This is a genomic window from Chitinophaga sp. H8 (assembly GCF_040567655.1).
In the GTDB taxonomy this organism is placed as follows: domain Bacteria; phylum Bacteroidota; class Bacteroidia; order Chitinophagales; family Chitinophagaceae; genus Chitinophaga; species Chitinophaga defluvii.
Genome location: NZ_JBEXAC010000003.1, coordinates 67,134 through 91,368, shown reverse-complemented (window position 1 = coordinate 91,368; position 24,235 = coordinate 67,134). Strand labels below are relative to the sequence as shown.

General features: G+C 45.0%; 19 protein-coding genes. 10 read left to right on the top strand and 9 right to left on the bottom strand.

Annotated elements, in window-relative coordinates; all coding sequences use genetic code 11:
- The first annotated feature begins 578 nt into the window (after positions 1-578).
- Positions 579-1,130: a YqgE/AlgH family protein gene (locus ABR189_RS27270; protein ID WP_354663686.1), complete on the top strand. Its 552-nt coding sequence runs from the start codon at positions 579-581 to the stop codon at positions 1,128-1,130.
- A 632-nt stretch (positions 1,131-1,762) separates the two neighbouring features.
- Here ABR189_RS27270 and atpC read toward each other — a convergent pair.
- Entirely contained in the window at positions 1,763-2,020 is a 258-nt protein-coding gene (gene atpC, locus ABR189_RS27265) for an ATP synthase F1 subunit epsilon (RefSeq protein ID WP_354663685.1), read from the bottom strand.
- 63 nt (positions 2,021-2,083) lie between these two features.
- Complete coding sequence (gene atpD / locus ABR189_RS27260; protein WP_354663684.1) at positions 2,084-3,586, bottom strand: F0F1 ATP synthase subunit beta; 1,503 nt, start codon at positions 3,584-3,586, stop codon at positions 2,084-2,086.
- A gap of 364 nt (positions 3,587-3,950) precedes the next feature.
- Between atpD and ABR189_RS27255 the strand changes: the two genes are divergently transcribed.
- Both ABR189_RS27255 and ABR189_RS27250 read left to right on the top strand, forming a co-directional pair.
- Complete coding sequence (locus ABR189_RS27255) at positions 3,951-5,195, top strand: purple acid phosphatase family protein (RefSeq protein WP_354663683.1); 1,245 nt, start codon at positions 3,951-3,953, stop codon at positions 5,193-5,195.
- Between the two features lie 143 nt (positions 5,196-5,338).
- Positions 5,339-6,292, top strand: a complete 954-nt coding sequence (locus ABR189_RS27250) for an Abi family protein (RefSeq protein ID WP_354663682.1) — start codon at positions 5,339-5,341, stop codon at positions 6,290-6,292.
- Positions 6,293-6,304: 12 nt separating this feature from the next.
- On the opposite strand, the gene ABR189_RS27245 is transcribed toward ABR189_RS27250, so the two are convergent.
- Entirely contained in the window at positions 6,305-6,946 is a 642-nt protein-coding gene (locus ABR189_RS27245) for a hypothetical protein (RefSeq protein WP_354663681.1), read from the bottom strand.
- 351 nt (positions 6,947-7,297) lie between these two features.
- Between ABR189_RS27245 and ABR189_RS27240 the strand changes: the two genes are divergently transcribed.
- A complete protein-coding gene (locus ABR189_RS27240) occupies positions 7,298-8,623 on the top strand; it encodes a DUF6600 domain-containing protein (RefSeq protein ID WP_354663680.1) in 1,326 nt (441 codons plus the stop codon).
- A gap of 57 nt (positions 8,624-8,680) precedes the next feature.
- On the opposite strand, the gene ABR189_RS27235 is transcribed toward ABR189_RS27240, so the two are convergent.
- From ABR189_RS27235 to ABR189_RS27215, 5 genes are all read right to left on the bottom strand, one after another.
- On the bottom strand, positions 8,681-9,232 hold the full coding sequence (locus tag ABR189_RS27235; RefSeq protein WP_354663679.1) for a GNAT family N-acetyltransferase: 552 nt from the start codon (positions 9,230-9,232) through the stop codon (positions 8,681-8,683).
- Positions 9,233-9,371: 139 nt separating this feature from the next.
- Complete coding sequence (locus ABR189_RS27230) at positions 9,372-9,974, bottom strand: hypothetical protein (protein ID WP_354663678.1); 603 nt, start codon at positions 9,972-9,974, stop codon at positions 9,372-9,374.
- A 34-nt stretch (positions 9,975-10,008) separates the two neighbouring features.
- Positions 10,009-11,475 (bottom strand): TolC family protein, encoded by a 1,467-nt coding sequence (locus tag ABR189_RS27225; RefSeq protein ID WP_354663677.1) that lies wholly within the window; start codon positions 11,473-11,475, stop codon positions 10,009-10,011.
- Positions 11,468-12,838 carry an ABC transporter permease gene (locus ABR189_RS27220; RefSeq protein ID WP_354663676.1) on the bottom strand — a complete coding sequence of 457 codons (1,371 nt, stop codon included), beginning with the start codon at positions 12,836-12,838 and terminating at the stop codon, positions 11,468-11,470. The genes ABR189_RS27225 and ABR189_RS27220 overlap by 8 nt, the downstream gene beginning before the upstream one ends.
- Positions 12,839-12,858: 20 nt before the next feature.
- Positions 12,859-14,109: an efflux RND transporter periplasmic adaptor subunit gene (locus ABR189_RS27215; protein ID WP_354663675.1), complete on the bottom strand. Its 1,251-nt coding sequence runs from the start codon at positions 14,107-14,109 to the stop codon at positions 12,859-12,861.
- 282 nt (positions 14,110-14,391) lie between these two features.
- Between ABR189_RS27215 and ABR189_RS27210 the strand changes: the two genes are divergently transcribed.
- Positions 14,392-15,552: a hypothetical protein gene (locus tag ABR189_RS27210; RefSeq protein WP_354663674.1), complete on the top strand. Its 1,161-nt coding sequence runs from the start codon at positions 14,392-14,394 to the stop codon at positions 15,550-15,552.
- 13 nt (positions 15,553-15,565) lie between these two features.
- Here the strand turns inward: ABR189_RS27210 and ABR189_RS27205 are convergent, their stop codons facing one another.
- On the bottom strand, positions 15,566-17,767 hold the full coding sequence (locus ABR189_RS27205; RefSeq protein ID WP_354663673.1) for an ATP-binding protein: 2,202 nt from the start codon (positions 17,765-17,767) through the stop codon (positions 15,566-15,568).
- Positions 17,768-18,010: 243 nt separating this feature from the next.
- On the opposite strand from ABR189_RS27205, the gene ABR189_RS27200 reads away from it, so the two are divergent.
- From ABR189_RS27200 to ABR189_RS27180, 5 genes are all read left to right on the top strand, one after another.
- Positions 18,011-19,936: a DNA polymerase III subunit gamma/tau gene (locus ABR189_RS27200; protein WP_354663672.1), complete on the top strand. Its 1,926-nt coding sequence runs from the start codon at positions 18,011-18,013 to the stop codon at positions 19,934-19,936.
- A gap of 72 nt (positions 19,937-20,008) precedes the next feature.
- Positions 20,009-21,655, top strand: coding sequence for a pyruvate dehydrogenase complex dihydrolipoamide acetyltransferase (locus ABR189_RS27195; protein ID WP_354663671.1), 1,647 nt, complete (start codon positions 20,009-20,011; stop codon positions 21,653-21,655).
- Positions 21,656-21,847: 192 nt separating this feature from the next.
- The gene (locus tag ABR189_RS27190; RefSeq protein WP_354663670.1) at positions 21,848-22,237 is read left to right on the top strand and encodes a VOC family protein; all 390 of its coding nucleotides are present in this window, start codon (positions 21,848-21,850) and stop codon (positions 22,235-22,237) included.
- A gap of 183 nt (positions 22,238-22,420) precedes the next feature.
- Positions 22,421-22,993, top strand: a complete 573-nt coding sequence (locus tag ABR189_RS27185) for an RNA polymerase sigma factor (protein ID WP_354663669.1) — start codon at positions 22,421-22,423, stop codon at positions 22,991-22,993.
- Positions 22,994-23,106: 113 nt separating this feature from the next.
- Positions 23,107-24,231, top strand: coding sequence for a FecR family protein (locus ABR189_RS27180; protein WP_354663668.1), 1,125 nt, complete (start codon positions 23,107-23,109; stop codon positions 24,229-24,231).
- Positions 24,232-24,235: the final 4 nt, after the last annotated feature.

Below are 24,235 nucleotides of genomic sequence, written 5' to 3'. Positions count from 1 at the left end.
GTGACAGGGTAATTAGGACTACAATTACAGGAAATATTTTCTTCAATGGTATCATGAAAAGTGTTGTAAAGCCTTAAATATACTTAAAGAATCAGCGGTTACAGCCTATTAATTTGTTAAACATCAATGATTGCTATAGCAACTATGATACAAAATTAGATCCTTGAGATGGCTTACCAGCTTGACTCTATCAAAACAACATCACTTTAACGTAATTTTAACGGGGGAAAGCACGATTTTTTTATGTGAGATTCCTTAACTTTGCTTTACAAAACTGGTACTAATTTTGCTTAGTATCACTTAAACAAAGAACTTAAATTTTCTACATACATCGACGTGGATTCGTTCCATAAGCGATTTAGATTTTGGTTGATAAAATGGTAAGGAGGCTTTCTAGCCTCCTTTATTTTTTTGTATCAAGCCCATCATAGGCCCGGCAGTGAGAGATTAACGGAAACGCCTGTCCATCATCATCGCAGCAGGCAGCTGTTCCATCGAAAATTGCCGGATATAAAAAATTAACTACAGTACTTGATATCAATTAGTTAAATTTGGTTCAGCGATAAAATTGTATGCTTATGGTTAACTTGTCGCCCGGCATTTTATTAATAGCCGATCCATTTCTGAAAGATCCGAATTTTGCCCGCACCGTCGTTTTACTCTGTGAACACCAGGACAAGGGAAGTTTTGGCTTCGTTATCAATAAGATATTTGACCAGCGTTTAGACGAGCTGGTACCAGATGTGGTGATGCCTAATATCCCTGTATATTATGGAGGGCCCGTACAAATGGATACCATCCATTTTGTACACCAGCAGCCGCAGCTTATCAAGGGCGGGTTGGAAGTGATACCCGGCATATACTGGGGCGGTAATTTTGAGGATGTGGTCCATATGATCAATACCGGGCAGCTGGACCTGCAGCAGATTAAATTCTTTATTGGTTATTCAGGCTGGACCAGCGGGCAGCTGGAAGGAGAATTCAAGGAAAAATCATGGATCCTTTCTGAAAGTAACAAGACCCTGATATTTGAAGAAAAAGACCAGAATATCTGGCAACAGTCGCTCCGGAACCTGGGTAATAATTTTGCCCTGATGGCCAACTTTCCTATAGATCCCAGCTTAAATTAACTGTAAGCTGGCAACCTCATTTTTATTCCTTCCTTTCAGTTTATTGCTAATGTACGACTTACACTTGGTAGCATTTACTCATTCAATGAATGAATAAAATGAACGGGAGATATCCTATACAATTTAAATAACTTGCTAATATCATATTACCGGACTGCAGAAAAGTGATCCAACCCGTTTAAAATACCGGTAATAGCCCTATTGATGGATCAATACCTATGAAGATAACCTATGAACCCAAATGCCGGATTTTATAAGTTTTCTTCATTTGACGTACTGTTTTTGCTATGAGCCAGGACAATTGACCGGTTGCTACTTAGAATAACCATCGCTGCTATAGTGTACCTGTTGTACGGTCACAACCGGGTCATAAATGTGCAGTATTGTTTACCTCTTTAATATTCACTGGTATAAAATAAGCTTAGGCCCTACAACAATGCAGGGGGAACAAAAGAGACGGATGTACAGTCTGTACTGCCTGTATATAACTGATTATTTTGATAACCCCCCGGCCGGCATTCCTGCCGGCAATTAACAGGGTCATTTTAGATTGGAATAGTTAGGACAAACGAAAGGCCGGGCATTCCTACCCGGCCTCTATTATTTTAAGCCACTTTTGAATGGCCTGTCATTTACTTGGCTGCTACAGCTGCACCTTCAACCAGTACAGTAGCTTTATTACGCAATACTTCCACAAAACCACCATCAATAGTGAAAAGCTCTGCATTTGCTTTGTCTTTCAACACTTTCATCTTACCCTTTCCCAGGGCAGCAATCAATGGTGCGTGTTTATCGAGTATTTCAAAAGAACCGTCAATTCCAGGCAGTTGTACACCGTATACTTCTCCGGAAAACAGTTTTCTTTCTGGTGTTAATACTTCTAATTGCATGCTAGTGTATAGTTATAAGTGAAAAGTGAAGTGCTACGCACTCACTTTTCACCTGCTTTAATTCTAATTCTTAGCTGATTCCAGCAGTTTCTTACCTTTTTCAATGGCATCATCGATAGAACCTACCAGGTTGAACGCTGCTTCAGGATACTCATCCACTTCACCGTCCATGATCATGTTAAAGCCACGGATAGTTTCTTCGATCGGTACCAGTACACCTTTCAGACCGGTAAACTGTTCTGCCACGTGGAAAGGCTGTGACAGGAAACGTTGTACACGACGTGCACGTGATACCGTCAGTTTATCTTCATCGCTCAATTCATCCATACCCAGGATCGCAATGATATCCTGTAACTCCTTATAACGTTGCAGGATCATTTTCACGCGCTGTGCACAGTTGTAGTGAGATTCACCCACAATAGCAGGGCTCAGGATACGGGAAGTAGATTCCAGTGGGTTTACCGCAGGGTAGATACCCAGATCCGAGATCTTACGATCCAGTACCGTAGTAGCATCCAGGTGAGAGAAGGTAGTAGCAGGAGCCGGATCGGTCAAGTCATCCGCAGGTACGTATACCGCCTGTACGGAGGTAATGGAACCGTTTTTGGTAGAAGTGATACGTTCCTGCATCAGTCCCATTTCAGTAGCCAGTGTAGGCTGATAACCCACCGCAGAAGGCATACGGCCTAACAGTGCAGATACTTCAGAACCTGCCTGGGTAAAACGGAAGATGTTGTCCACGAAGAACAGGATATCACGGCCACTTTCGGCAGTACCATCCCCATCACGGAAATATTCAGCCATTGTTAAACCTGACAGGGCCACACGCGCACGTGCTCCAGGGGGTTCGTTCATCTGACCGAAGATAAAGGTAGCCTGGGAGTTTTTGAGTTCTTCCATATTTACTGAAGAAAGTTCCCAACCTCCATGCTCCATGGATTCTTTAAACTTTTCGCCATATTTCACAATACCAGCCTCGATCATTTCACGCATCAGGTCATTACCTTCCCTGGTACGCTCACCCACACCAGCAAATACGGACAAACCATCGTGTCCTTTTGCGATGTTGTTGATCAATTCCTGGATCAATACGGTTTTACCCACACCAGCACCACCGAACAAACCAATCTTACCACCTTTTGCATAAGGCTCGATCAGGTCAATTACTTTAATACCGGTAAACAGTACTTCCGTATCGGTAGCGAGATCTTCAAATCTTGGCGGCTGACGGTGAATAGGATTACCGTTAGAAGCGTCGATAGGGCTTAAACCATCAATAGCTTCACCTACCACGTTGAACAAACGTCCTTTAATCTGATCACCGATCGGCATTTTAATAGGTGCACCTTTATCTACTACGGCCATACCACGTACTAAACCGTCTGTAGAGTCCATTGCCACAGTACGAACGCTGTCTTCTCCCAGGTGCTGCTGTACTTCCAGCACAACTACCTGACCGTTTTCACGGGTTAATTCCAATGCGTTGTAGATTTCGGGCAATTTTCCTTCAAAATGCACGTCCACCACGGGACCGATTATTTGTTTGATCTTACCTGTGTTAGGCATATTTTAAAAAAGGTTTATAAATACTTAAAAGTTAAATCCTTTATTTAAGCAAACCACCCTCAAAAAGAGTGGTTTATAAAATTTGCGCAAAGGTAATAGTTAATGATAGAAATTCAAAACGTGATTTGATGAAAAATGCCTGTTTGCAGGAGTTAACAGCCCCCAATGATCTGTTAGCCCCGGTTGGTATGGCGGGAGACCAAAGCGGCATCTATCAAATATGTTTTTTATATATTTATAATGAAGTCATCGAACAACTGCTGTATATTTTTCCGGCCATATAATTTTTATGCAATATCCTGCCCTTACATGCTATATTTAACGTTGTTCCTGTAAAATCATCTCTCATAAAACTAATTTAAAAGTGACTAAAAATCCTTTAACCCGGCGCAGTTTTCTGGGTAACCTTTCAAAAGCCGGACTGCTTGGCACAATAGGCCTTGCTCCGATTGCTGCCAAAGCGATGTTCCCGGGGCAATCCCCGGATACTGATGCTCCCCTGGCCGACGAGCACGCTTTTTTATGTAAACCTTACCTCCAATGCCCTACTGCCAATACCATGACCATCATGTGGCTTACCTCCCGCCCCTGTTACAGCTGGGTAGAATATGGCGAAAACGGGCAGTTGGATAAAAAAGCACATCTGGTAAGCCATGGCATCGTCACAGCCTACAACCGGCTGCATAAAATACAACTGGAAGGCCTGTTACCAGGTAAAAAATACAGCTATAAGGTATGCTCAAAGGATATTGTGGATTTTCAACCCTACAAACTTACCTATGGCAATACTATCGAAAGCGAAGTATATTCTTTTACTACCCCTGATCCCAACTCCCGGGAAGTATCCTGGGTGATCATGAACGATATCCATGACCGGCCGGCATCTATCCCCCATCTGATGGGACTGAACGGGCAGGATCCTTATGATTTTGTATTTTTTAACGGCGATATCTTTGATTATCAATCAGATGAAAAGCAGATCATAGATCATATGCTCACCGCCTGCGGAGATACCTTCAGCACACAAATCCCTTTTATGTATGTAAGGGGCAATCATGAAACGCGGGGTAAATTCCGCCAGGAATGGCACAACTATTTCGACAATCCCGGCCACAATAACTTCTTTTCGTTTACCCATGGACCGGTACATGCCATCGTTATTGACACTGGAGAAGATAAAGAAGATACTGCTCCCGTTTATGCCGGGATAGTGGATTTTGATACTTACCGGGAACAGCAGGCCCAATGGCTGGAACAGCAAATGCAAACCAAAGCATTCAAGAAAGCTAAATTCCGGGTAGTGATGATGCATATTCCCCACTACCATTCAGACGACTGGCATGGCACGGTGCACTGCCGGAAACTATTTGGCCCACTCTTCGACAAGTACAAAATAGATCTGCTCGTATGCGGACATACTCATAAATACGGCGTGTATGCTCCTGAAGCAGGTAAACATACTTACCCGCTGGTTATAGGCGGTGGCCCCACAGAAGGTAAACGTACCCTCATCAAAATAAAAGCAGATCAAAAAGAACTGGCACTCACCATGCTGCGGGACGATGGCGTGAAAGTTGGTGAATATAAAGTGAATACAAGAAGAGGATAACAAAGCGCTAATAGCATGACAAAAAGCAAAAGAAAAAACGTATCTTCGTACTAACAGTACTCACCACGCTACCCTTAAGAACAGCGTCCCAGGGTGAGTCTTTTGCTTTTACTACTTTATCATTCATTATAGATGCCTTCCTGATGGGTTATACCTTTTGGGAAGGCATTTTAGTTTGTAACCGCCATATGACCTGTAATAAACCAGCAACTACTATTTCCGATCAACTAATTCAGCTTAAAACAAGAGGTTTAATAATTGCAGATGAACCACTTGCTGCATGTTTCTTATCTAATACCAGCTATTATCGCTTGGCCGGTTACTGGTGGCCGATGCAGGCTGATAAAATCAATCATCTATTTAAGCCCAACAGTAAGTTTGAAGATGTAATAGCTTTATACGAATTTGATAGCGCGCTCAGGCTCTTACTATTCAATGTAATTGAAAGAATAGAAATTGCATTAAGGTCCAAAATGATATATCATTTATCACATGAACATGGCCCTTGGTGGTTCCAGGATTCAAATTTATTTATTAATTCAAGAGAACACATTAAAACACTTGCCCATATAGAAGATGAACTTCAGAGGTCCAAGGATATTTTTATTAAGGATCATTTTAAAAGGTATAAGAACGATCAACGCTTTCCTCCTTCCTGGAAAACATTGGAAATAACCAGTTTTGGCAGCCTATCCAAATTGTATGGAAACCTTAAGCCCTCTGTTAAATCAAAAGATATAATCGCCTGGGAATTTAAAACTGTTAACCACACTTTTTTACCCAGTTGGCTACAAAGTATAGCCCAAATCAGGAATATATGTGCCCATCATGGAAGATTATGGAACAAAAACTTACCTGGCAGACCGCATCTGCTTTCTCGTCCACCCGCCCCATGGTTAGCATCCATTCCTCCTGTCAATGAGCACCATATGTTGTACGTCCACGCCTGCTGTATGAAATACCTGTTGAATGTGATTAATCCTAAAAATCAATACTGTCAGGAGATGAGCGAACTTTTAGATGAATACCCAAGTGTTGACCAACAAGCACTAGGTTTTCCAGCTAAATGGAAAACAGAACCGTTATGGCTAATGTGACTCTCTGTAATACTATTCCATAGTATGATAATCCCAATCTACTTTTAGGAGCGCGTCCATTGCAATCAGCTGTTCCGCCGACTTTGCTGCGATGAACAAATCAGTCTGATCCGGGCTTTGCATCAAAGCGAGTATTTCATCTTTCGTATTCTGATAAAAAGCTACCTGCCATATAGATACCGTTCCTTCCACTTTTTTCCAGTGTTGCTTTACCAGTGAGATGATATCATCTGTTACACCTGCCATATTCGCTGCAAACCGGAAGGCAAAAATTGCCTGTAGATAGGCCATCGAAATTAAAAACGCCGTTACCGTACTCCCCTCTTCCTGCCAATGCTCATCATCATAGGAAACATACACGGGGGGATTATCCAATCCCATATCTGACAGCAAAATACACCAGGCAGCAACAAATTGATTTTCTGCATAAAACACCATGCGCCCGCTGCGGTCTACGTGTAATTCCTCCGGTAAGATCAGCCTATCCTGCGTTTGGTTCATCTCTTTGTGCTTGCCAAATGCCCCATAATAGGCCCTTAATGCTGCGGGTAACTTTATATTCATACGGCTCTCCTGTACTACCAACTCTTCCTCCGTATAACCATATGCGTTATCATATACTTCGAATAATTCCCTGATCGCTGAAAAGTTCATTTGCAACTATTTGTTTTAGTCCCGCTAAAATAGCGGCAACATCGCTAAAGTTAGGATTATTTCCTGTTTACCAAACCGCACAACTGTTTTCCTGCCGGATAACTTTCCTTCCTATTTGTTAAAGATGGGTTAACAATTTCCCGGGATTTTCACGCTCCGGCTGCTCCGGCCCAATTATTGTATTATATAGGTAGGGAAATAATGCAGGTATTATTCCCTCCTGATTACCACAATATTTCAAATACGCTAAAACTATATAAAATGTTAAAACATTAACCCGTACTTAATCCTTACACCATTTTACCCGTCTAAGTAAAAAGCAAACAACCATTACGAACTAAAATGCAGGGTATGAAAACAATCATAAGATATACCGCAATAATAGTGCTGGCGGTGGCTGCTTCAAGTTGCGCCACTACCGGCTACACGTCGGGCTACTCCCCTTCACCGCAGGTGCAGGTAAGTGGTTCTATATCCTTTTACGATGCCTTAAGTCCTTACGGACGATGGGTAGATTATCCGGGATATGACAGGGTCTGGATTCCTAACGCCGGACGTGATTTCCGTCCATATTATACCGGTGGTCACTGGGTGTATACAGACTATGGATGGACCTGGGCTTCCGATTATGCCTGGGGCTGGGCACCTTTCCACTATGGCAGATGGATGTATGACAACGGCTTTGGATGGGCCTGGATACCAGGAAACGAATGGGGCCCCGGATGGGTTGACTGGAGATCCGGTGGTGATTACTATGGATGGGCACCTATGGGTCCCGGCGTAAGCATAGGGATTAATATAGGTATTCCCGCCTCCCAATGGGTGTTTGTAGACAGACGTTATATCACACACCGGGATATCAACCGCTATTATATCTCTGGTGGCCGGAATGTGCAGATCTACAACAATACCACCATCATCAATAATACTACAGTGATCAACAACAGAAGGTACTATCGCGGACCAGAAGTAAGAGAAGTGGAAAGGGTAACCAACAACCGTATTACTCCTGTAAGGGTGGCAAGTACGACACAACCTAATCCGGGAAGAGTGCAGAACAATCAGTTCCGCGTTTATCGTCCGGATGAAAGTGCACTCCGCAATGGATTAAACAACCGGAACAATAACGGGCAAACGAATACCCCTACCCGGGTTTTCAACAATAATAACAGCAATAACAATAACAGCCGTGTAAATGGCAATAACAATAATGGACAACCTAACACACCAACGCGTGTGTTCAACAACAATAACAATAGTAATGAACCTTTGCGCAATGTCAACAGGCTGCCTTCAGGAACGGATAATAACAACCGGGTAACTCCCCCCAGCGACAACCGTACACCGGGTAATAATCCTGGCAGGGCATTTCCTTCCAGAGAACCACAACGGATACCATCATCGCCGGAATCCCGTCCGCAGTCTAACCAACCGCAAAGGATAACACCACCGGTACGTTCATTTCCATCACGTACCCCACAACAAAATACGGCGCCGGTAGAAAGACAGGCACCAGTACAAAGGGTAGCACCACCACAACGTTCTGCCCCCAGAATAGAAAGGCAGGCGCCTGTTCAAAGAGTAGCGCCACAACGTAGTGCGCCTCAGCAAAGGGTAGCTCCTGCTCAAAATTCTGCTCCGGTAAGAAGGGTGGCTACACCAAGAAGAGGCGAATAAATATAAAAGGCTGAAAGTGAAAATGGATAATAACGGAAAGGAACATATGAAGATGTATTAAGCCGGATAAGGCCATACCATTCCATATACTTCCTTATAAATTTCCGTACTGATCTGATGAAAGGTATGCTCCTCCTGGGGCATACCTTTTTGCATCAGCCACATATCCAATGGGTCCTGATACGGGGGATAAGGAGGTTGTTTATAAATATAGGGAAATGCAACAAATCCCAGGCGCTCATAAAACCGGATCCGCCGGATGGCATCTTCATTATGTGGAGGCTCCACTTCCAGCACAATATGCTTGCCGGAGGCCATCAGCAGCGTCATTACCTGGCTGCCGGTACCTCCACCACGCATAGCCGGTTCAACAGCAAAGTATTCGATAAAATCAAAATGAGTGAGTGGCCAATAAAATATAAAGCCCGCAAACTGCTCCTCCCTGGACAATAACAGCAAACGCAAACGGCCCTTTTCTACCAGTTCTTTTTGCAGCGTCCAGTTACGCCGTTCCTCCGGTGGAAAGGAAGCCATAAAGAGTGTTTTAACCGGTTCCGGAATAGGTTGGTCAACCGGGTGCACCGCCATCTTTAACACTGCTGTTGTCATACTTACTTTACTTTGATTTCATGACAAAAGTAAAGGAAAGTTTTACGATAGCTGAAAGTGGCTATTGCTGATCATTGGGCACCTTTCCGGAATGATGAAGGTTTTATGGCAGTCTAAAATGATGATTCCTGATGGAGGATCATTTTCCCGCACACCGGTAAGGATCAGGATTATCGGGAGGTGCAGGCTTATTAACGGCCCAGCAAAAGTTCATCGCCTGGCTGGTAATACTGATGAGCTTTAGCTTTACTTTCATGCCTTTACGGCTATTAGAGGCTGCTACAGACTGTGTACCCTTGGCCGGTATATTATTGATCGTATATTGCTCCGTTTTAAATACGTTATCATTACCCCGCATGTATTCTACCGATACCACCACATTATCCAGGGGATAATCTGACTGATTGCGGACCTGGATTTTCAGGTCTTTAATGCCTCCCAGCAACCCTGTACGGTAATCACTGGTATTTACCGCTATAAACTGTTTCCAGTTACGGCGGTAATATTCCCGCTGGTCTACAAAGGTACCTTCTACCCGCTGCTGCATATCTTTACGGTCAGCAATCTGTTGTGCGGTAAGACTACTCAGCTCCAGATTCTTCTTAAGCCCCCTGTTTTCATTTACCAGGCGCTCATTTTCAGACAATACCTGCCGGGTACGTTTCTGTTGCTGGCAGTAGCTAACACCAAAAAGTATGATCAAAAAGACGATAATGGTGGGATAAACTAAGTGTCGGTTCATACCAGCCTTACAGAAAAAATAGTGCCGGAATTACCTACTCTTCAAATTCATACTTGATTTTCTGTTCTTTTTCAAAATCATAAAGCGTGAGGCGACGTACGGTATAATACGCATTCCAGTAAGACCTTAATGTATTGATATAGGCTTGGCTGGCCTGGTCTTTTTCCTGCTGGGCAAGGTTCAGGTCTGTAATACTTATTTTGCCGATCAGGTAACGTTGTTTGGTGATTTCATAGCGCTGACGGGCAATCGTATCTGCTTTTGCAGCACTGGTTAACTGTCTTTGCTGAATATTGAATAATTGCGTCTGCAAATAAATTTCCTGTTCAAAGCTCCGCTCATCCTGCTCAATATCTATTTCTGCCAGGCTGCGGTTGGCCTTTGCCTGCTTGATGCGGTTGCGTGCTTTTCCCCAATCTACAATCGGGATCCCCACGCCCACTGAAAAACTTTGTTGTGCCATACCACCGGTATACACACTTCCCAGAGAGGCCCCATCGCGCGACTTACCCAGGTTGGCATTTAAATTAAATTCATATCCGCTGTTTCCTTTGGCCTGGGCCACCTCCTGCTCTGATTGTAAGCGCCGCCGCCGGAATGCCATAACGGCTGGCCGGTTAGTGTTGGCTTCTGCAACTGCTTTATCCAGCCTGACTACAAAAACGGGCGTACTATCCGGCGGATTTAATACAATATCCGCATCCTTAGGCATACTCAGGAACTGCTTCAGGTTCTGATAGGCAATCTCCTTATTCAGTGTAGCCTGCTCCAACGACGTCCGGGCATTCAATAGACTCAATTCTATCTGCAACAATTCATTTTCTGCAATTTTTCCCAGCCCATACCTGCCCTGGGAAATCTTGTATAAGGTATCTGTATTACTTACATTAGACTGGAGGATCTTTTCCTGTACTTGTGCGCTCAATGCATTAAAATAGAGATTGGCGGCATCCAGGGATACCTTTTCCATATTTTCCACGTACTGGCGACGGGATTCCTCGTACAACAGCGGCTGTATGCGCCGGTCCCACTTATAACCATTATACAGGATCATGGGTTGGTTATAGCTGATAGAAAAAGGCGTAGATAAATAGCTCGCCGTATCAAAAGGAGAAAACTGATCGTTACGGGCCAGGCTGGAACGAACAGAAAAAACACCTCCTGTCAGCGGTACAATCTGCCGCAACGAAAGCCCCAGGCTGCTGGAAGAATAAGAGCGGCGGGCAAACTGATAGGTTCCATCCTGTTGCAATACAGAGATCGTTTCCCCCATCGGGCTGCTACTGTTATTAAAATCCATTCTCAGCTCCGGCCGCTGTCCGGAAATATAATACCGGTAGGCATACAAGCTATTCAGGGCATAGCTTTGTGCACGATAAAAAGAAGGTGATTTATGCTGTGCGTCCTGTACAACCGAATTTAATGACAATACCTGCTGCGCCGTTGCGATAGTAGAAGTTAACAGGCAACAACAAAGGGCAAACGTAATTACTTTAATCATGACGTAAACATTCAATTGGATTTTTACTGGCCGCTTTGCGGGCTGGTGATATACCAAAAACAAGTCCTACCAGGGATGCCAGCACAAAGGACAGCAAAATGGATATACCGGAAATAAGCGTATGTATATCAGCTATTTTATCTACCAGATACGCACCGGTAATACCCAGCAAAATACCGATGATACCACCGGACAGGCTGATCAATACCGCTTCAAACAAAAACTGCATAACAATATCGAGCTTTTGTGCGCCCAGTGCCATGCGGATCCCTATTTCCCTGGTACGTTCCAGTACGGATGCCAGCATAATATTCATGATACCGATTCCCCCTACCAGCAGGGAGATACCAGCAATTGCGCTCAGTACAATATTGAATACATCTTTGGTTTTCTGCTGTTGTTTCAGCAATTGTTCAGGGATGGCGATTTCAAAATCCATTACACCACTGTGCCTGCGCTTGAGCATGCGGCTGATAATAGCGGCGGAGGCTGACAGCTGTTCGGAGTTATCTACTTTGATTACTAACTGGTCCAGCTGGTGAAAAATCTTTTCCTTCTTCCGGTTCCCGCCCCCGTCATCATCATCTCTTCTGCCATCCTGCTTACCCAGGTATAAGGCAGGATTCTGATAGCGGATCAGTGCAGTTTGAATGGGGATATAAATATCCATGTTATAGTCACGGATGCCCAGGTTTTCTTTGGTAGCTGCGCTGATATATTTTTCGTCCGTTACCCCTATTATTTTAAGCCATTGCGGGCCGCATTTGATGGTTTTACCCATGGGGTCTTCTGAAATAAAGAATTTTCTCTTTACACCCGGCCCGATAATACACACCCCTTCACCTGCGGACAATTGCCGTTCATTAAACATCTTTCCGGTAGCAATAGCCATATTGTTGATATCAAAGAAGGCCGGCTCTACACCTACTATTTTCAGGCTTTTACTTTTACCGTTATAAATAACAGTTTGTTCCTGGATAATTTCAGGGCTGATCTCGGAAACCGTAGGCACTATTTTACGGATACTCACGGCATCCTGCAAGCTGAGGCCTTTGGAAAACTTACCTTTGCTGGCTTGTTCCTGAGGCTCTCCTTTGGTTTGCGTGTTGCTGGTTTCGTCTTCGTCCTCTGTTTTTTTATTGTCTATTTTAGGCTTGATAACGATGTTGTTTACCCCAACCAGTTTCATCTGGTTCAGTATTTCTTCTTTAGCGCCTTTACCAATGGCCAGCATGGCAATTACAGAAGCCACACCAAAGATGATCCCCAACGCCGTGAGAAAAGACCGCAGACGGTTTGCAGCCAGCGAATCCAGGGCTATATACAGGTTGTTTAAGTTACGGGTACCCCAAAGTTTTCGCATGGAGGAATTTTTTGAAACAATTACTTCAATAGGGTGATCGTCTTCTCTTTGGCAACGGCCGGTTCAGACAAAAAGACGTCATCCCCTTCTGTCAATCCGTTATCCACTATTACTTCCTCGTCATTGGATTTCCCCAGTTTCACCTGCTTCTTTTCTATACTACCTCCTTTTTTCAGGTATACGTAGCTGATATTTTTTTCTGCAAAAACCGCCTCCAGCGGGATAATGAGCTTATCCTTTATTTCATTGGTAAGAATATTATTGGAGGTGGTCATACCAGGTTTGAGTACAGGATCTACTTTATTAAGTTTGATCATTACTTCAAATACTTTGGCAGTAGAACCCGGACGATTTTCTCCTATATTCGCTACCGTTATCACCTTACCATCCAGTTTTACTTCCGGAAAAGCATCCAGCCCCATGGTAACTGTCTGCTCTTTTTTAATTTTACTGATGTCTACTTCATTGATATATACTTTGGAGATCATACTGGAAAGATCCGGGAGCATGGCCACCCGGGGATCCCAGGGACGAACTACAGAACCTGTCTTCTTTTTTCCGCCCGACATCCAGTCCGGTATATATACCAGCAATCCTTTCTTAGGTGCTTTTACAATAAACCGGCCTTTTAGATCTTCTAACCGGCTGATATTTCCTTCCCGTTGCTTTACATCGCGGGTGGCCTGCATTACGCGGGTAGCGTTTTGCTGTAATTTAATCTTGTAGTTTTCCTTCATCTGCATCAGATCCCGCTGCGCTTTTTCCAGATCAATCTCTGCCTGGCGTATAGTAGCCGGAGGTTCAAATTTGCTTAACTCCAGGGCTAAACGTTTTTGTTCCATCTGAAATTCAAGGTTGGTCATCTGATCCCGGGCCTCTCTGAGTGCCAGTGCAGTATCCAGGGTAGTTTGTGCCAGGGAGGATAAGGAACGGTCCAGTTCCAGCTGCCAGTCGCTGATTTTTTTATTTACAATGGTGGGATCCAGTGTAGCTACATATTCGCCCTCTTTTACCATAGAGCCTTCGGCCACCATGTCCTGGATCTTTATTTCCTCATATATCTGGTTGGCCTGCAGATCGCTTGGAGCAGATACATACACGGTATTTTCGGCCATCAGTTCACCGGGGCTGCTTACTACATCTCTGAAACTACCTTTTCGTACACTGGCGGTAATACCATTGTCGAGCTTCTTACCTGCAAATGTAAAATACAAACTACCTGACACCAGTAACAGGAGCGCTCCCAGGAGCCACCATTTGTTTTTCTTCATAACGTGGGCAGTATTAACAGATTAAAGTTGATAAAATAAGGTACGGAATTACATCACTGGCCATTAGTTCCTGGTTAATCGGGTTATAGTAGCTCACAACACAGTCTGGATGATAAACGTTCATTTAACATTTATCCTATAAATATAGACGACTATTTTTTTTATTATTAATAATTCTTTTATAAATAAATGTTAATATCCTTTGAACGGTCAAAATCCTGTTTGGCACTTAATTGAATAACTGATATTCACATATTCTTTTATTTTTGCACAAATGCACCTATGGAACTGATTATTGTTGATAATGAACAAAAGGCCAGGCAGTTTATAGCCGCACATGTAGCACTAAACAAACAGCTTCCTCAGTGGATACGCCCGCTGGATAAGGATGTGAATGATGTTTTTGATGTTAAAAAGAATAAAGCTTTCCGCCATGGAGAATGCATACGCTGGATACTGAAAGATGACCACGGTGCATTAATAGGACGTATCGCTGCTTTTGTAAACAAAAAATACAAAAATAAAGGCGATGAACAACCCACCGGCGGGGTTGGCTTTTTTGACTGTATAAATGACCAGGCCGCAGCCAACCTGCTGTTTGACACCGCCAAAAACTGGCTGCTGGAAAAAGGTATGGGAGCGATGGACGGTCCTATTAACTTCGGGGAACGGGATCGTTGGTGGGGACTGCTCACAGAAGGGTTTCATGAGCCTTTATACTGCATGAATTTCAACCCACCTTACTACCAGCAGCTCCTGGAGAATTATGGCTTCCAGCCATTCTTCCACCAGGTGTGCTTTGCGCTGAAGGTAAGAGCACAGCTGCAGGATAAATTCTATGTACGCCATGCACAACTGGCTGCAGACCCTGCATATTCAGCCAGGCATATACGTAAAAAAGAGCTGGAGAAATTCGTAGAGGACTTTTGCTTTATCTACAATAAAGCCTGGGCACAACATGCTGGTGGTAAAGATATTACCAAGGAAAAGGCCATGATCATGTTCAAGCAACTGGCCATGGTGATGGATGAAAAACTGGTCTGGTTCATCTACCATAACAATGAACCTATCGGTTGCTGGCTGAATCTGCCCGATCTGAATCAATACTTCAAACATCTCAACGGGCAGTTTGGCCTGTTAAGAAAACTGCAGTTCCTCTACCTGAAGTGGACCGGTAACAGCAAAAAATTCATCGGCCTCTTATTTGGCATTATCCCTGAATTTCAGGGAATGGGAGCCGATGCCTATATGATTGTAGAAGGCGCCAAACTAATACAAGATAAGTTGCCCTATGAAGACTATGAGATGCAGTGGATTGGCGACTTCAATACTAAAATGATCAATGTAGCAGAAAGCCTGGGTACCTTCCGGAACCGGCAGCTGACTACCTATCGCTACCTGTTTGACAGGACCAAGCCTTTCAAACGGCATCCGTTTTTGTAACAGCTGTTAGCTTTTAATGGGTGGCAATACCGTTATTGCTAGAGCGCTCTTCCGCTTTAACGGTTTCCACATACTTGACCATAGTGGCATAAATATCTTTTTCCCGGGTAGGTTTCAGCAACCAATCGTTGAAACCTGCCTTCCGGAAGTCAATCATATCTTGCTGACTGATATCCGCTGTCAGAGCCAGCACCGGTACTTTAGCCTTTTGCGGGTCTTTATCCTGCCTTATTTTCTGTATCACATCAATACCACTCATTTTAGGCATCTGCAAATCAAGTAATACCAGGTCATAATTATTTTGCTGGAAAAGCTCCCAGGCGATACTTCCATCTACTGCCATATCAAACCGGCAGCCCCAGCGGGTCAGGATCATTTTAAGCAATAACAGGTTCATTTCCTGATCATCCGCCACCAATACATACTTGTCCGCCATCCGCGCACCTGTTTTTTCTGCTTTTTCTTTAGGCTTGGGTACTTCTACTACAGTTACTTCTACTGTTTCGTAGGGAATATGGCCGGTAAAGCAGGACCCTTTTCCTGGCACACTATCTACCTCTATATCTCCTCCGTGCATCAGCAGCAATCGCTTGGTGATAGCCAGCCCCAGGCCCGTACCTTTAATTTCAGTAATCCGGGGAGATTTTACCTGGTAAAACCGGTCAAAGATATGTGGAAGCGCTTCATCACTGATACCAGGCCCCGAGTCTTTAACCGTAAAAGTAAGCAGCGCTTTTCCTTCCTGTTGCTCTTCCAGTATGGCCTTCACCGATACCTCCCCTTCATCCGTATACTTAATAGCATTGCTTACCAGGTTAAACAATATTTGTTTTAGCCGGAAGGTATCTCCCACCACCTGTGTTTGCAGCTTGCCCTGAAAATCAAAATGCAGGGTCAGTTTCTTTTTGGTAGCCTGTATCCGCATGGTGTTAATCACCTCTTCAAAAGCGGCATAGAGTGGGAAAGCATGTTTCTGGATGGAAATATAATCACCCTCCAGCTTTGAAAAATCCAGCACATCATTTACAACTTCCATCAGCATATCTGCCGAAATACTTACTGCCCGCAATAATTCCTGCTGGTCAGCATTCAGGGGAGTATAAGACAGTTGCTCCCCGAATCCGACAATTGAATTTAAAGGAGTACGAATTTCATGGCTCATATTATTCAGAAAATCAGCACGTGTTTGTGCCACTTCCAATGCTGCTTTTCTGGCTGCCTTCAGTTTTCGGCGATCCAGATAGAGGATACTGCAGATGACCGCCCCTAATATCATACAGAATAATAAACCCGCCATACCGGCAATAGCCAATGTGCTCATTTTATTGTTGCTGGCATTTACATCCCTGGTTGCATTGGATTTGACCAGGGCCTGCTCTTGTGCGGCCTGTTCCCGCAGTTTCAGGATAAGCGCCTTTACCTGCTGCAACAGCACCATATTATTACCTGCCAGCAGCCGTTCGGTGGTGTTGATCGCAGAGCGGCCCGATAACTGCTTTTTCAGAATATCCTTATAATAAACATTTACATCTGTCAGGATATTCCGGAGCCGTTGGGCATCATAGGTCTGTTTGTCCATTACTTTCCCGTCTTTCGTCTTCACCATAATGGTCATCTGCGCCTTGACGGTATCCTTTTTATTGGCCAGTGCATTCCCGATCCGTTTAAAAATACCTTTCTTTTCCTCTTTGGGCTGTTGCACATTATTAATCGTATCCATGGTGATTTCCTCTTTCTTCACCTTGGAAACGTTGTAAACAGGGATAGAACTAAGCAGCTTGTCTATCATTTCATCTTTCATGGAACGGGTCAGCAGGGAATCGGTAGCTTTTTTCAATTGCCCCAGTTTGCCTGACATCTCTTCCTTTTTCCTGACCAGATCTTCAAATTGCTGGCTCCTGGGTTGGCCTGGTGCAGGTGTGCTGATGGTATCCAGCAGGGAGGATACGAGCGCCAGGTCATTCCCAAAGTCGGTTAAATGCCTGCGCTCAAAAGAGGCAGTGTACAGGCGGAAATTGTTTTCAGCTTCATTCAGCGCTACCAGCGCAGAGTCCATCAGGCGAAAATGAGGATACTCCTGATTAAGGGTTTGTACCTCTTGTAAAAGCTGCTGTGAATTGTGACGATGTTCGCGATAGGCCGCAATAATGCCGGTGGCCACCAATGCAAACAATAAACAGATTCCAATTAATGGTAGGGTCAGGGTTTTACGCATTACTTTAATTTATTATTATAATAAATAATAAACGCGCACGTGCTAGGGTACTTTGGAATTAACTCGCCCTTAAATTAAGGTAAATCCCCCGGATAATAAATTAAATATGTGGTGATGGTAACCGGAAGGAGCCGCAGGATGGGTGGGCAATGAGGGTGATAAACTGGTAGCTGGCCCTGCCCTAACATTTTTTCCTTACTGAATTTGTGCGTATTTTCGGCCTTCGCGAAAGCGATGTTGCATATGGAGAATTTTATCGTTTCAGCCCGTAAATACCGTCCTCAGAACTTTTCTACCGTAGTAGGCCAGTCACATATTACTACTACGTTAAAAAATGCGATCCGCAATAACCAGCTGGCACATGCCTTTCTGTTTTGTGGTCCCAGAGGGGTAGGTAAAACCACTTGTGCACGTATTTTGGCTAAAACCATTAACTGCGAAAACCTGCAGGCCGACGGGGAAGCCTGTAACGAGTGTCATTCCTGTAAATCGTTTAATGAAGGCAGTTCATTTAATATCCATGAACTGGATGCTGCGTCCAATAATTCGGTAGATGATATCCGTACGCTGGTAGAACAGGTACGTTTTGCGCCACAGGCGGGTAAGTATAAGATCTATATCATAGATGAGGTGCATATGCTGAGTTCTTCGGCTTTTAATGCCTTCCTGAAAACACTGGAAGAACCACCCTCCTATGCCATATTTATTCTTGCCACCACCGAAAAGCATAAAATACTCCCCACCATCCTCAGCCGTTGCCAGATCTTTGATTTTAAACGTATCACCATACAGGATACTGTGGATCATTTACAGGAAATCTGTGAAAAGGAGCACATCCGTGCAGATGCGGATGCTCTGCACCTGGTAGCCCAAAAGACAGACGGCTGTATGCGCGACTCGCTGAGTACCCTGGATAAGATCGTCAGCTTTACCAGTGGGCATCTAACGTATCAGAATACGCTGGAACATCTCAATATACTGGACTATGATTACTTTTTCCGGGTAATGGAAACCGTATTGGTACAGGATGTAGCCGGGGCATTACTCATATTTGACGAAATCCTGCAAAAAGGATTTGAAGGCGATAACTTCCTCAATGGCTGGGCAGAGTTTTTACGCAACCTCCTGTTGTGTAAGGATGAAAAAGCCCTGCACCTGGTAGAAGTTTCCGGCAACCTGAAAGACCGTTACCGCCAGCTATCGGGCAAATTAAGTCCGGCTTACCTGATCACTGCCCTCCATTTATTGAATGAAACGGAGATCAATTACCGCCAGGCACGCAATAAACGTCTGCATGTGGAAATGGCACTGATCAAGTTGTGTTACCTCCAGCAGGCGGTAACCCTGGTAAGTGATGATCAGACCGGAGAGGTGGTAAAAAAAAAATTAGTGCCTGATGGATCAGCTCCTCAAAAGCTGAGAGCCCCTCATGCACAACCGGTAACTGCCAGGTCAGTTACAGAAAAACCAGCCACTACAGCATCTATTGCGGCTAATGAGCCCAAGCTCACCATCGAAACACCCGCTGCCAGTACCTATACTGCACCGGTTGCCAGCACACCGGTTGTTACGCCGGTAGCACCTCCTACACCAACGCCGGCACCAGCACCAGTGCAGCAAGCTCCTGTAGCGGCTACCACTAGTCCGGTTACCCATACTACCGCTAATGCTCCTGCCGCCACGGCTACCAGACCAGCCACAGCAGTACCTCCGACCAAGCTTACCGGCCTGGCAGGGATGAGACAGGCGCATGCAGCCCGCCAACAGGATACCGTGGTACAAAAAACAATCCCGATCACCATGGGGGCTCTGCATGTGTATTGGGAAGAGTTTATCGACCGCTTCCGGCAGGCTAACAAAATGACGGTAGTAAGTAATCTCCAGCTGGCGCAGCTGAAACTGCTGGCTAACGATGAAATAGGTATTGTAAGCCGCAATATTGTGATGTTCCGCTTCATGGAAGAAGAGAAACTCGCGATTTCAGAGTTCCTGAAACAAAAATTTAATAATGCAGGCATCATCCTCACCCTCCAGCTGGATGAAAGCCAGCAAACCCAGGACATCGGGCCTGCTCCCCTTTCGAGCAGGGAACAATTCCAGCAAATGACGGAAAAATATCCCCTGGTAAAAGAACTGAAGGACAGGCTGAATATGGAACTTGATTTTTAAACACTTTCAAACTCTTGCGTTGCGTTTTTGCGCAAAACCATGTAGATTTGAGCAAAATTTTGAATAAACACTATGGCAGAAGTTATCAGAATGCCCCTTTTGAGTGATACGATGACGGAAGGGGTGATTGCGGAATGGCATAAAAAGGTAGGCGATCAGGTAAAGGCAGATGATGTGATTGCTGAAGTGGAAACTGATAAAGCCACCATGGAAGTGATGGGCTATGTGGAAGGCACCTTATTATATATAGGGGTAGAGAAGGGCAAAGCTGCTAAAGTGAACGGTATTATTGCCATTGTGGGCAAACCCGGAGAAGATTACAAACCTTTACTGGAAGGAGAAAATACTGGTGCTGCTCCCGCTGCGGCCCCTGCAGCTGCTGAAAAAGCTGCTGCTCCACAAGCTGCTCCGGCTCCTGCGGCCAATACTGCAGACACCGCCGCTACTGCTGAAGCACTAAAAAATGCTACTGTTATCCGGATGCCGCTCCTCAGCGATACTATGACGGAAGGTAAAATAGTAGCCTGGAATAAAAAGGTAGGCGATACCGTGAAAAGTGATGATGTGCTGGCGGAAGTGGAAACCGATAAGGCTACCATGGAAGTAATCGGCTATGCAGATGGTACCCTCCTGTATATTGGTGTTAAAGAAGGAGATGCTGCAAAAGTAAATGGCATTATTGCCATCGTAGGTAAACAAGGTACTAACGTAGATGCCATACTGGCTGCTGAAGGTGCTGCTCCGGCGCAACCTGCTGCGGCACAAGCTGCTCCCGCCACCAATGGCGCTGCGGCGGCGGCGGCTCCTGCACCTGTTGCAGAGGAAAGCAATAAAGATGGCCGCGTAAAAGCCTCTCCACTGGCTAAAAAGCTGGCAGAAGAAAAAGGGATCGATATCCAGCAAGTAACCGGCTCCGGTGATGGTGGCAGAATCGTGAAGAAAGATGTGGACAATTATGTTCCGGCTGCTGCTCCTGCGGCTCAAAGTGCTCCTGCGGCCTCCGCGCCTGCTGCAGCTCCTTTTGTACCTGCCGGACAGGAAGGTTACACCGATACCCCACTCACCAAAATGCGCCAGGTAATTGCCAAACGCCTGAGCGAAAGCAAATTCAATGCACCTCACTTCTATCTGAAAATAGATGTGAATATGGATAAAGCCATGGATGCCCGCAAGGCAATCAATGAAATCTCCCCGGTGAAAATTTCATTTAATGACATGGTCATCAAAGCATGTGCCCTGTCATTACGCCTGCATCCTGATGTAAACAGCAGCTGGATGGGTGACTTCATCCGTCATAACCAGCATGTTCATATCGGCTCTGCCGTTGCTATCGAAGATGGCCTGATTGTTCCCGTGATCCGCTTTGCTGATCAGAAAACACTGAGCCAGATCGCTGCAGAAGCAAAAGGCCTTTACGATAAAGCCAAGAACAAAAAACTGCAACCGCAGGATTTCAGTGGCAATACTTTCACCGTTTCCAACCTGGGTATGCTGGGGATAGACGAATTTACCGCGATCATCAATCCACCAGACTCCGCTATCCTGGCAGTAGGTGGTATCAAAGAAACGGCTATCGTGGAAAAAGGACAGGTGAAAATAGCTAATATCATGAAGCTGACCCTAAGCTGCGACCACAGAAGTGTGGACGGTGCCGTAGGTGCCCGCTTCCTGGCTACCCTGAAAGGATACCTGGAAAACCCGGTAACCATGCTGGTATAATAATATTCCTACCTCATTCGATAAGGAAAGGCGAAGCGATGGCTTCGCCTTTTTTGTTTATCCTGATACCGCTAAACATGTTATCGGATTACAATTACAATAATTTAATAATATCTCCCTATTGACATCATTAACAATGTTTTGAATATTCCTGTTTAATAACTAAATTTAGTTACCCCTAAACATAAAAAAATGCAACTCCCGAGGAATGCGCTTAACTGGTTTGAAATACCTGTTAATGATTTTGACAGGGCCAAAGCGTTCTACAACCACATCTTCAATGTTGAAATGCCGGAAAATCAAATGGGGCCCAATCGTATGGGCTTTTTCCTGTATGATTCCGGCAATGGAGGGATAGGTGGTGCCATTGTACAAGGCCCGGACTATATTCCCAGTCAGCGTGGCGCCCTGGTATACCTGAATGCGGGCCCCGACCTGCAGGAAGTTCTGGACCGCGTGGAAAGTGCCGGAGGCAGAATAGAAATAGAAAAGACCCTGGTTGCAGCAGGGGAAGAACTGGGATATTTTGCTATCATACATGATGTGGCTGGCAATCGCCTGGCGCTACACTCCATGCATTAAATGCATAATCTTACTGATGATGATTGCCTGCAGGATCCCTGGAGGGAGGAATGCTGTACCCTGTCCGCTTCATTATGAGATTTACGTAAATAACCTTACCTTGTGGAGGATATTACCAACCAAACCATTCTCTCTTCCACCAAAAGATTTTAGGCTATCAAAAAAGGAACAAGGATTCCGTAGATGCAGGAGTTTAGCGACATACAGTTATTAGAAAAAATCAGGAATCATGATGAAGCGGCATTTGCCGAGTTATACAACAGGCATTGGCAGGCCTGCTACCTTACCGCCTGCAGGATTTTAAACTTACCCGACCTGGCCGAAGATATTGTCCAGGAAGTATTTTTTAAAATCTGGGAACGCCGGGAAGCACAACAGATCGAATCCATAAAAGCCTACCTGCAGCAAGCTACCCGCAATAAAGTACTGAACGCTATCCGTGCCCGGAAAACCGACCATCGCTTTTACTCCCGCCTGGCTGCCGTAAGTGCAGACCTCCTGGAAGAAAACCATGTATTAATCCGCGAAAATGAACAACTGCTGGTACAACTGATTAACATGCTGCCGGCCGACTGCCAGGAAACTTTCCGGCTAAGCCGCCTCCATCATCTTACCTATAAAGAAATTGCCTCCTTATTACAGGTGTCTGAAAAAACAGTGGAAAAACGTATGTCCAAATCACTACAATACCTGCGCACCCACTATGTGATATTGGTATTATTACTGCCCTGCCTCACGGCGCTTCCTCCACAGTAAAGTCTGGTCGCCCCTGCTGAATGCCTCGTGATGATATATTCCTCCTGCACATAAAAAAAACTGGTTTCGGTAGGGTGCCCTCCTTTTTGTAGTGTCTTTAGTATATAGTTACTATGGATCAGACAACTTTTATATCACTTATTCAAAAGTACCAGTCGGGCGAAGCCAGCAGCCAGGAAAAGGCATTGCTGGAAGAATACCTGCTGCGTATGGAAGCAAAGGAGCCCACACCGGCATCATTGCCCGCTGCGGGCAACCGGGTATGGGAGCGTTTACAACAACAGCTTCATCCTCCTGTACAAAAGGTGCATATACTCCGGCGGGCCACTTCCTGGTGGGTAGCGGCAGGTATTGCGCTGCTCCTGGCTGCCGGTACCGCTTACTGGCTGCTTACTCCGGCAAAACAACTTCCTGAACCGGTAACCAGATCGGCTCCCCAGGATGCGGCTCCCGCCGGGAACAAAGCATTGCTGACCCTGGCAGATGGTACCGTGATAAACTTAGACGAACCGCAAAACAATCCCCTGCCACTTCAGGGTAATGTACAGGTAAGCCGCTCAGACAGCGGTATGCTCACCTACAAGGTAGCTGCCGCAGGTAGTAACGCTCCCCTCTCCTATAATACACTTACCACCCCACGGGGCGGACAATACAAGATCATATTGGCTGATGGAAGCGCGGTATGGCTCAATGCTGCTTCCTCCCTGAGATATCCTGCTGCATTTACCAGCAGTGTAAGACAGGTGGAGGTAACCGGAGAGGCCTATTTTGAAGTAGCTAAAAAACCGGAACAACCTTTTATAGTCACCGTTCAGGGGGTAAACATGCAGGTATTAGGTACCAGCTTTAATGTGAATGCCTATGAAAAGCAGCAGGGGGTTATCACTACGTTGGTAGAAGGCCGCCTGAAAGTAACTGCTCCTACGGCAGCGGTAATACTAAAACCCGGACAACAGTCCGTTGCAGGCACCGGCAATATCAAAGTGCAGACCGTAGACCCAGAACAGGCCATTGCCTGGAAACATGGACTATTTGTATTTAACAATGCCAGCCTGCAGGAAGTAATGGAACAATTATCCCGCTGGTATGATGTGGATATTATTTACAACACTACCTCCAACGTAACATTTGAAGGAGAAATACAACGCAATCTGAGCCTGTCGCAGGTACTGAAACACCTGGAACAAAAAGATGTAAAATTCAAGCTGAATGAGAAAACACTTACGGTAACGCAATAATGAT

Coding starts and splice junctions, on each gene's coding strand:
- ABR189_RS27185 (WP_354663669.1), top strand. CDS start 22,421: ATGCAGGAGTTTAGCGACATACAGTTATTAGAAAAAATCAGGAATCAT.
- atpC (WP_354663685.1), bottom strand. CDS start 2,020: ATGCAATTAGAAGTATTAACACCAGAAAGAAAACTGTTTTCCGGAGAA.
- ABR189_RS27200 (WP_354663672.1), top strand. CDS start 18,011: ATGGAGAATTTTATCGTTTCAGCCCGTAAATACCGTCCTCAGAACTTT.
- ABR189_RS27195 (WP_354663671.1), top strand. CDS start 20,009: ATGGCAGAAGTTATCAGAATGCCCCTTTTGAGTGATACGATGACGGAA.
- ABR189_RS27245 (WP_354663681.1), bottom strand. CDS start 6,946: ATGAACTTTTCAGCGATCAGGGAATTATTCGAAGTATATGATAACGCA.
- ABR189_RS27210 (WP_354663674.1), top strand. CDS start 14,392: ATGGAACTGATTATTGTTGATAATGAACAAAAGGCCAGGCAGTTTATA.
- ABR189_RS27180 (WP_354663668.1), top strand. CDS start 23,107: ATGGATCAGACAACTTTTATATCACTTATTCAAAAGTACCAGTCGGGC.
- ABR189_RS27225 (WP_354663677.1), bottom strand. CDS start 11,475: ATGATTAAAGTAATTACGTTTGCCCTTTGTTGTTGCCTGTTAACTTCT.
- ABR189_RS27235 (WP_354663679.1), bottom strand. CDS start 9,232: ATGACAACAGCAGTGTTAAAGATGGCGGTGCACCCGGTTGACCAACCT.
- ABR189_RS27215 (WP_354663675.1), bottom strand. CDS start 14,109: ATGAAGAAAAACAAATGGTGGCTCCTGGGAGCGCTCCTGTTACTGGTG.
- ABR189_RS27190 (WP_354663670.1), top strand. CDS start 21,848: ATGCAACTCCCGAGGAATGCGCTTAACTGGTTTGAAATACCTGTTAAT.
- ABR189_RS27240 (WP_354663680.1), top strand. CDS start 7,298: ATGAAAACAATCATAAGATATACCGCAATAATAGTGCTGGCGGTGGCT.
- ABR189_RS27205 (WP_354663673.1), bottom strand. CDS start 17,767: ATGCGTAAAACCCTGACCCTACCATTAATTGGAATCTGTTTATTGTTT.
- atpD (WP_354663684.1), bottom strand. CDS start 3,586: ATGCCTAACACAGGTAAGATCAAACAAATAATCGGTCCCGTGGTGGAC.
- ABR189_RS27270 (WP_354663686.1), top strand. CDS start 579: ATGGTTAACTTGTCGCCCGGCATTTTATTAATAGCCGATCCATTTCTG.
- ABR189_RS27230 (WP_354663678.1), bottom strand. CDS start 9,974: ATGAACCGACACTTAGTTTATCCCACCATTATCGTCTTTTTGATCATA.
- ABR189_RS27220 (WP_354663676.1), bottom strand. CDS start 12,838: ATGCGAAAACTTTGGGGTACCCGTAACTTAAACAACCTGTATATAGCC.
- ABR189_RS27250 (WP_354663682.1), top strand. CDS start 5,339: ATGGGTTATACCTTTTGGGAAGGCATTTTAGTTTGTAACCGCCATATG.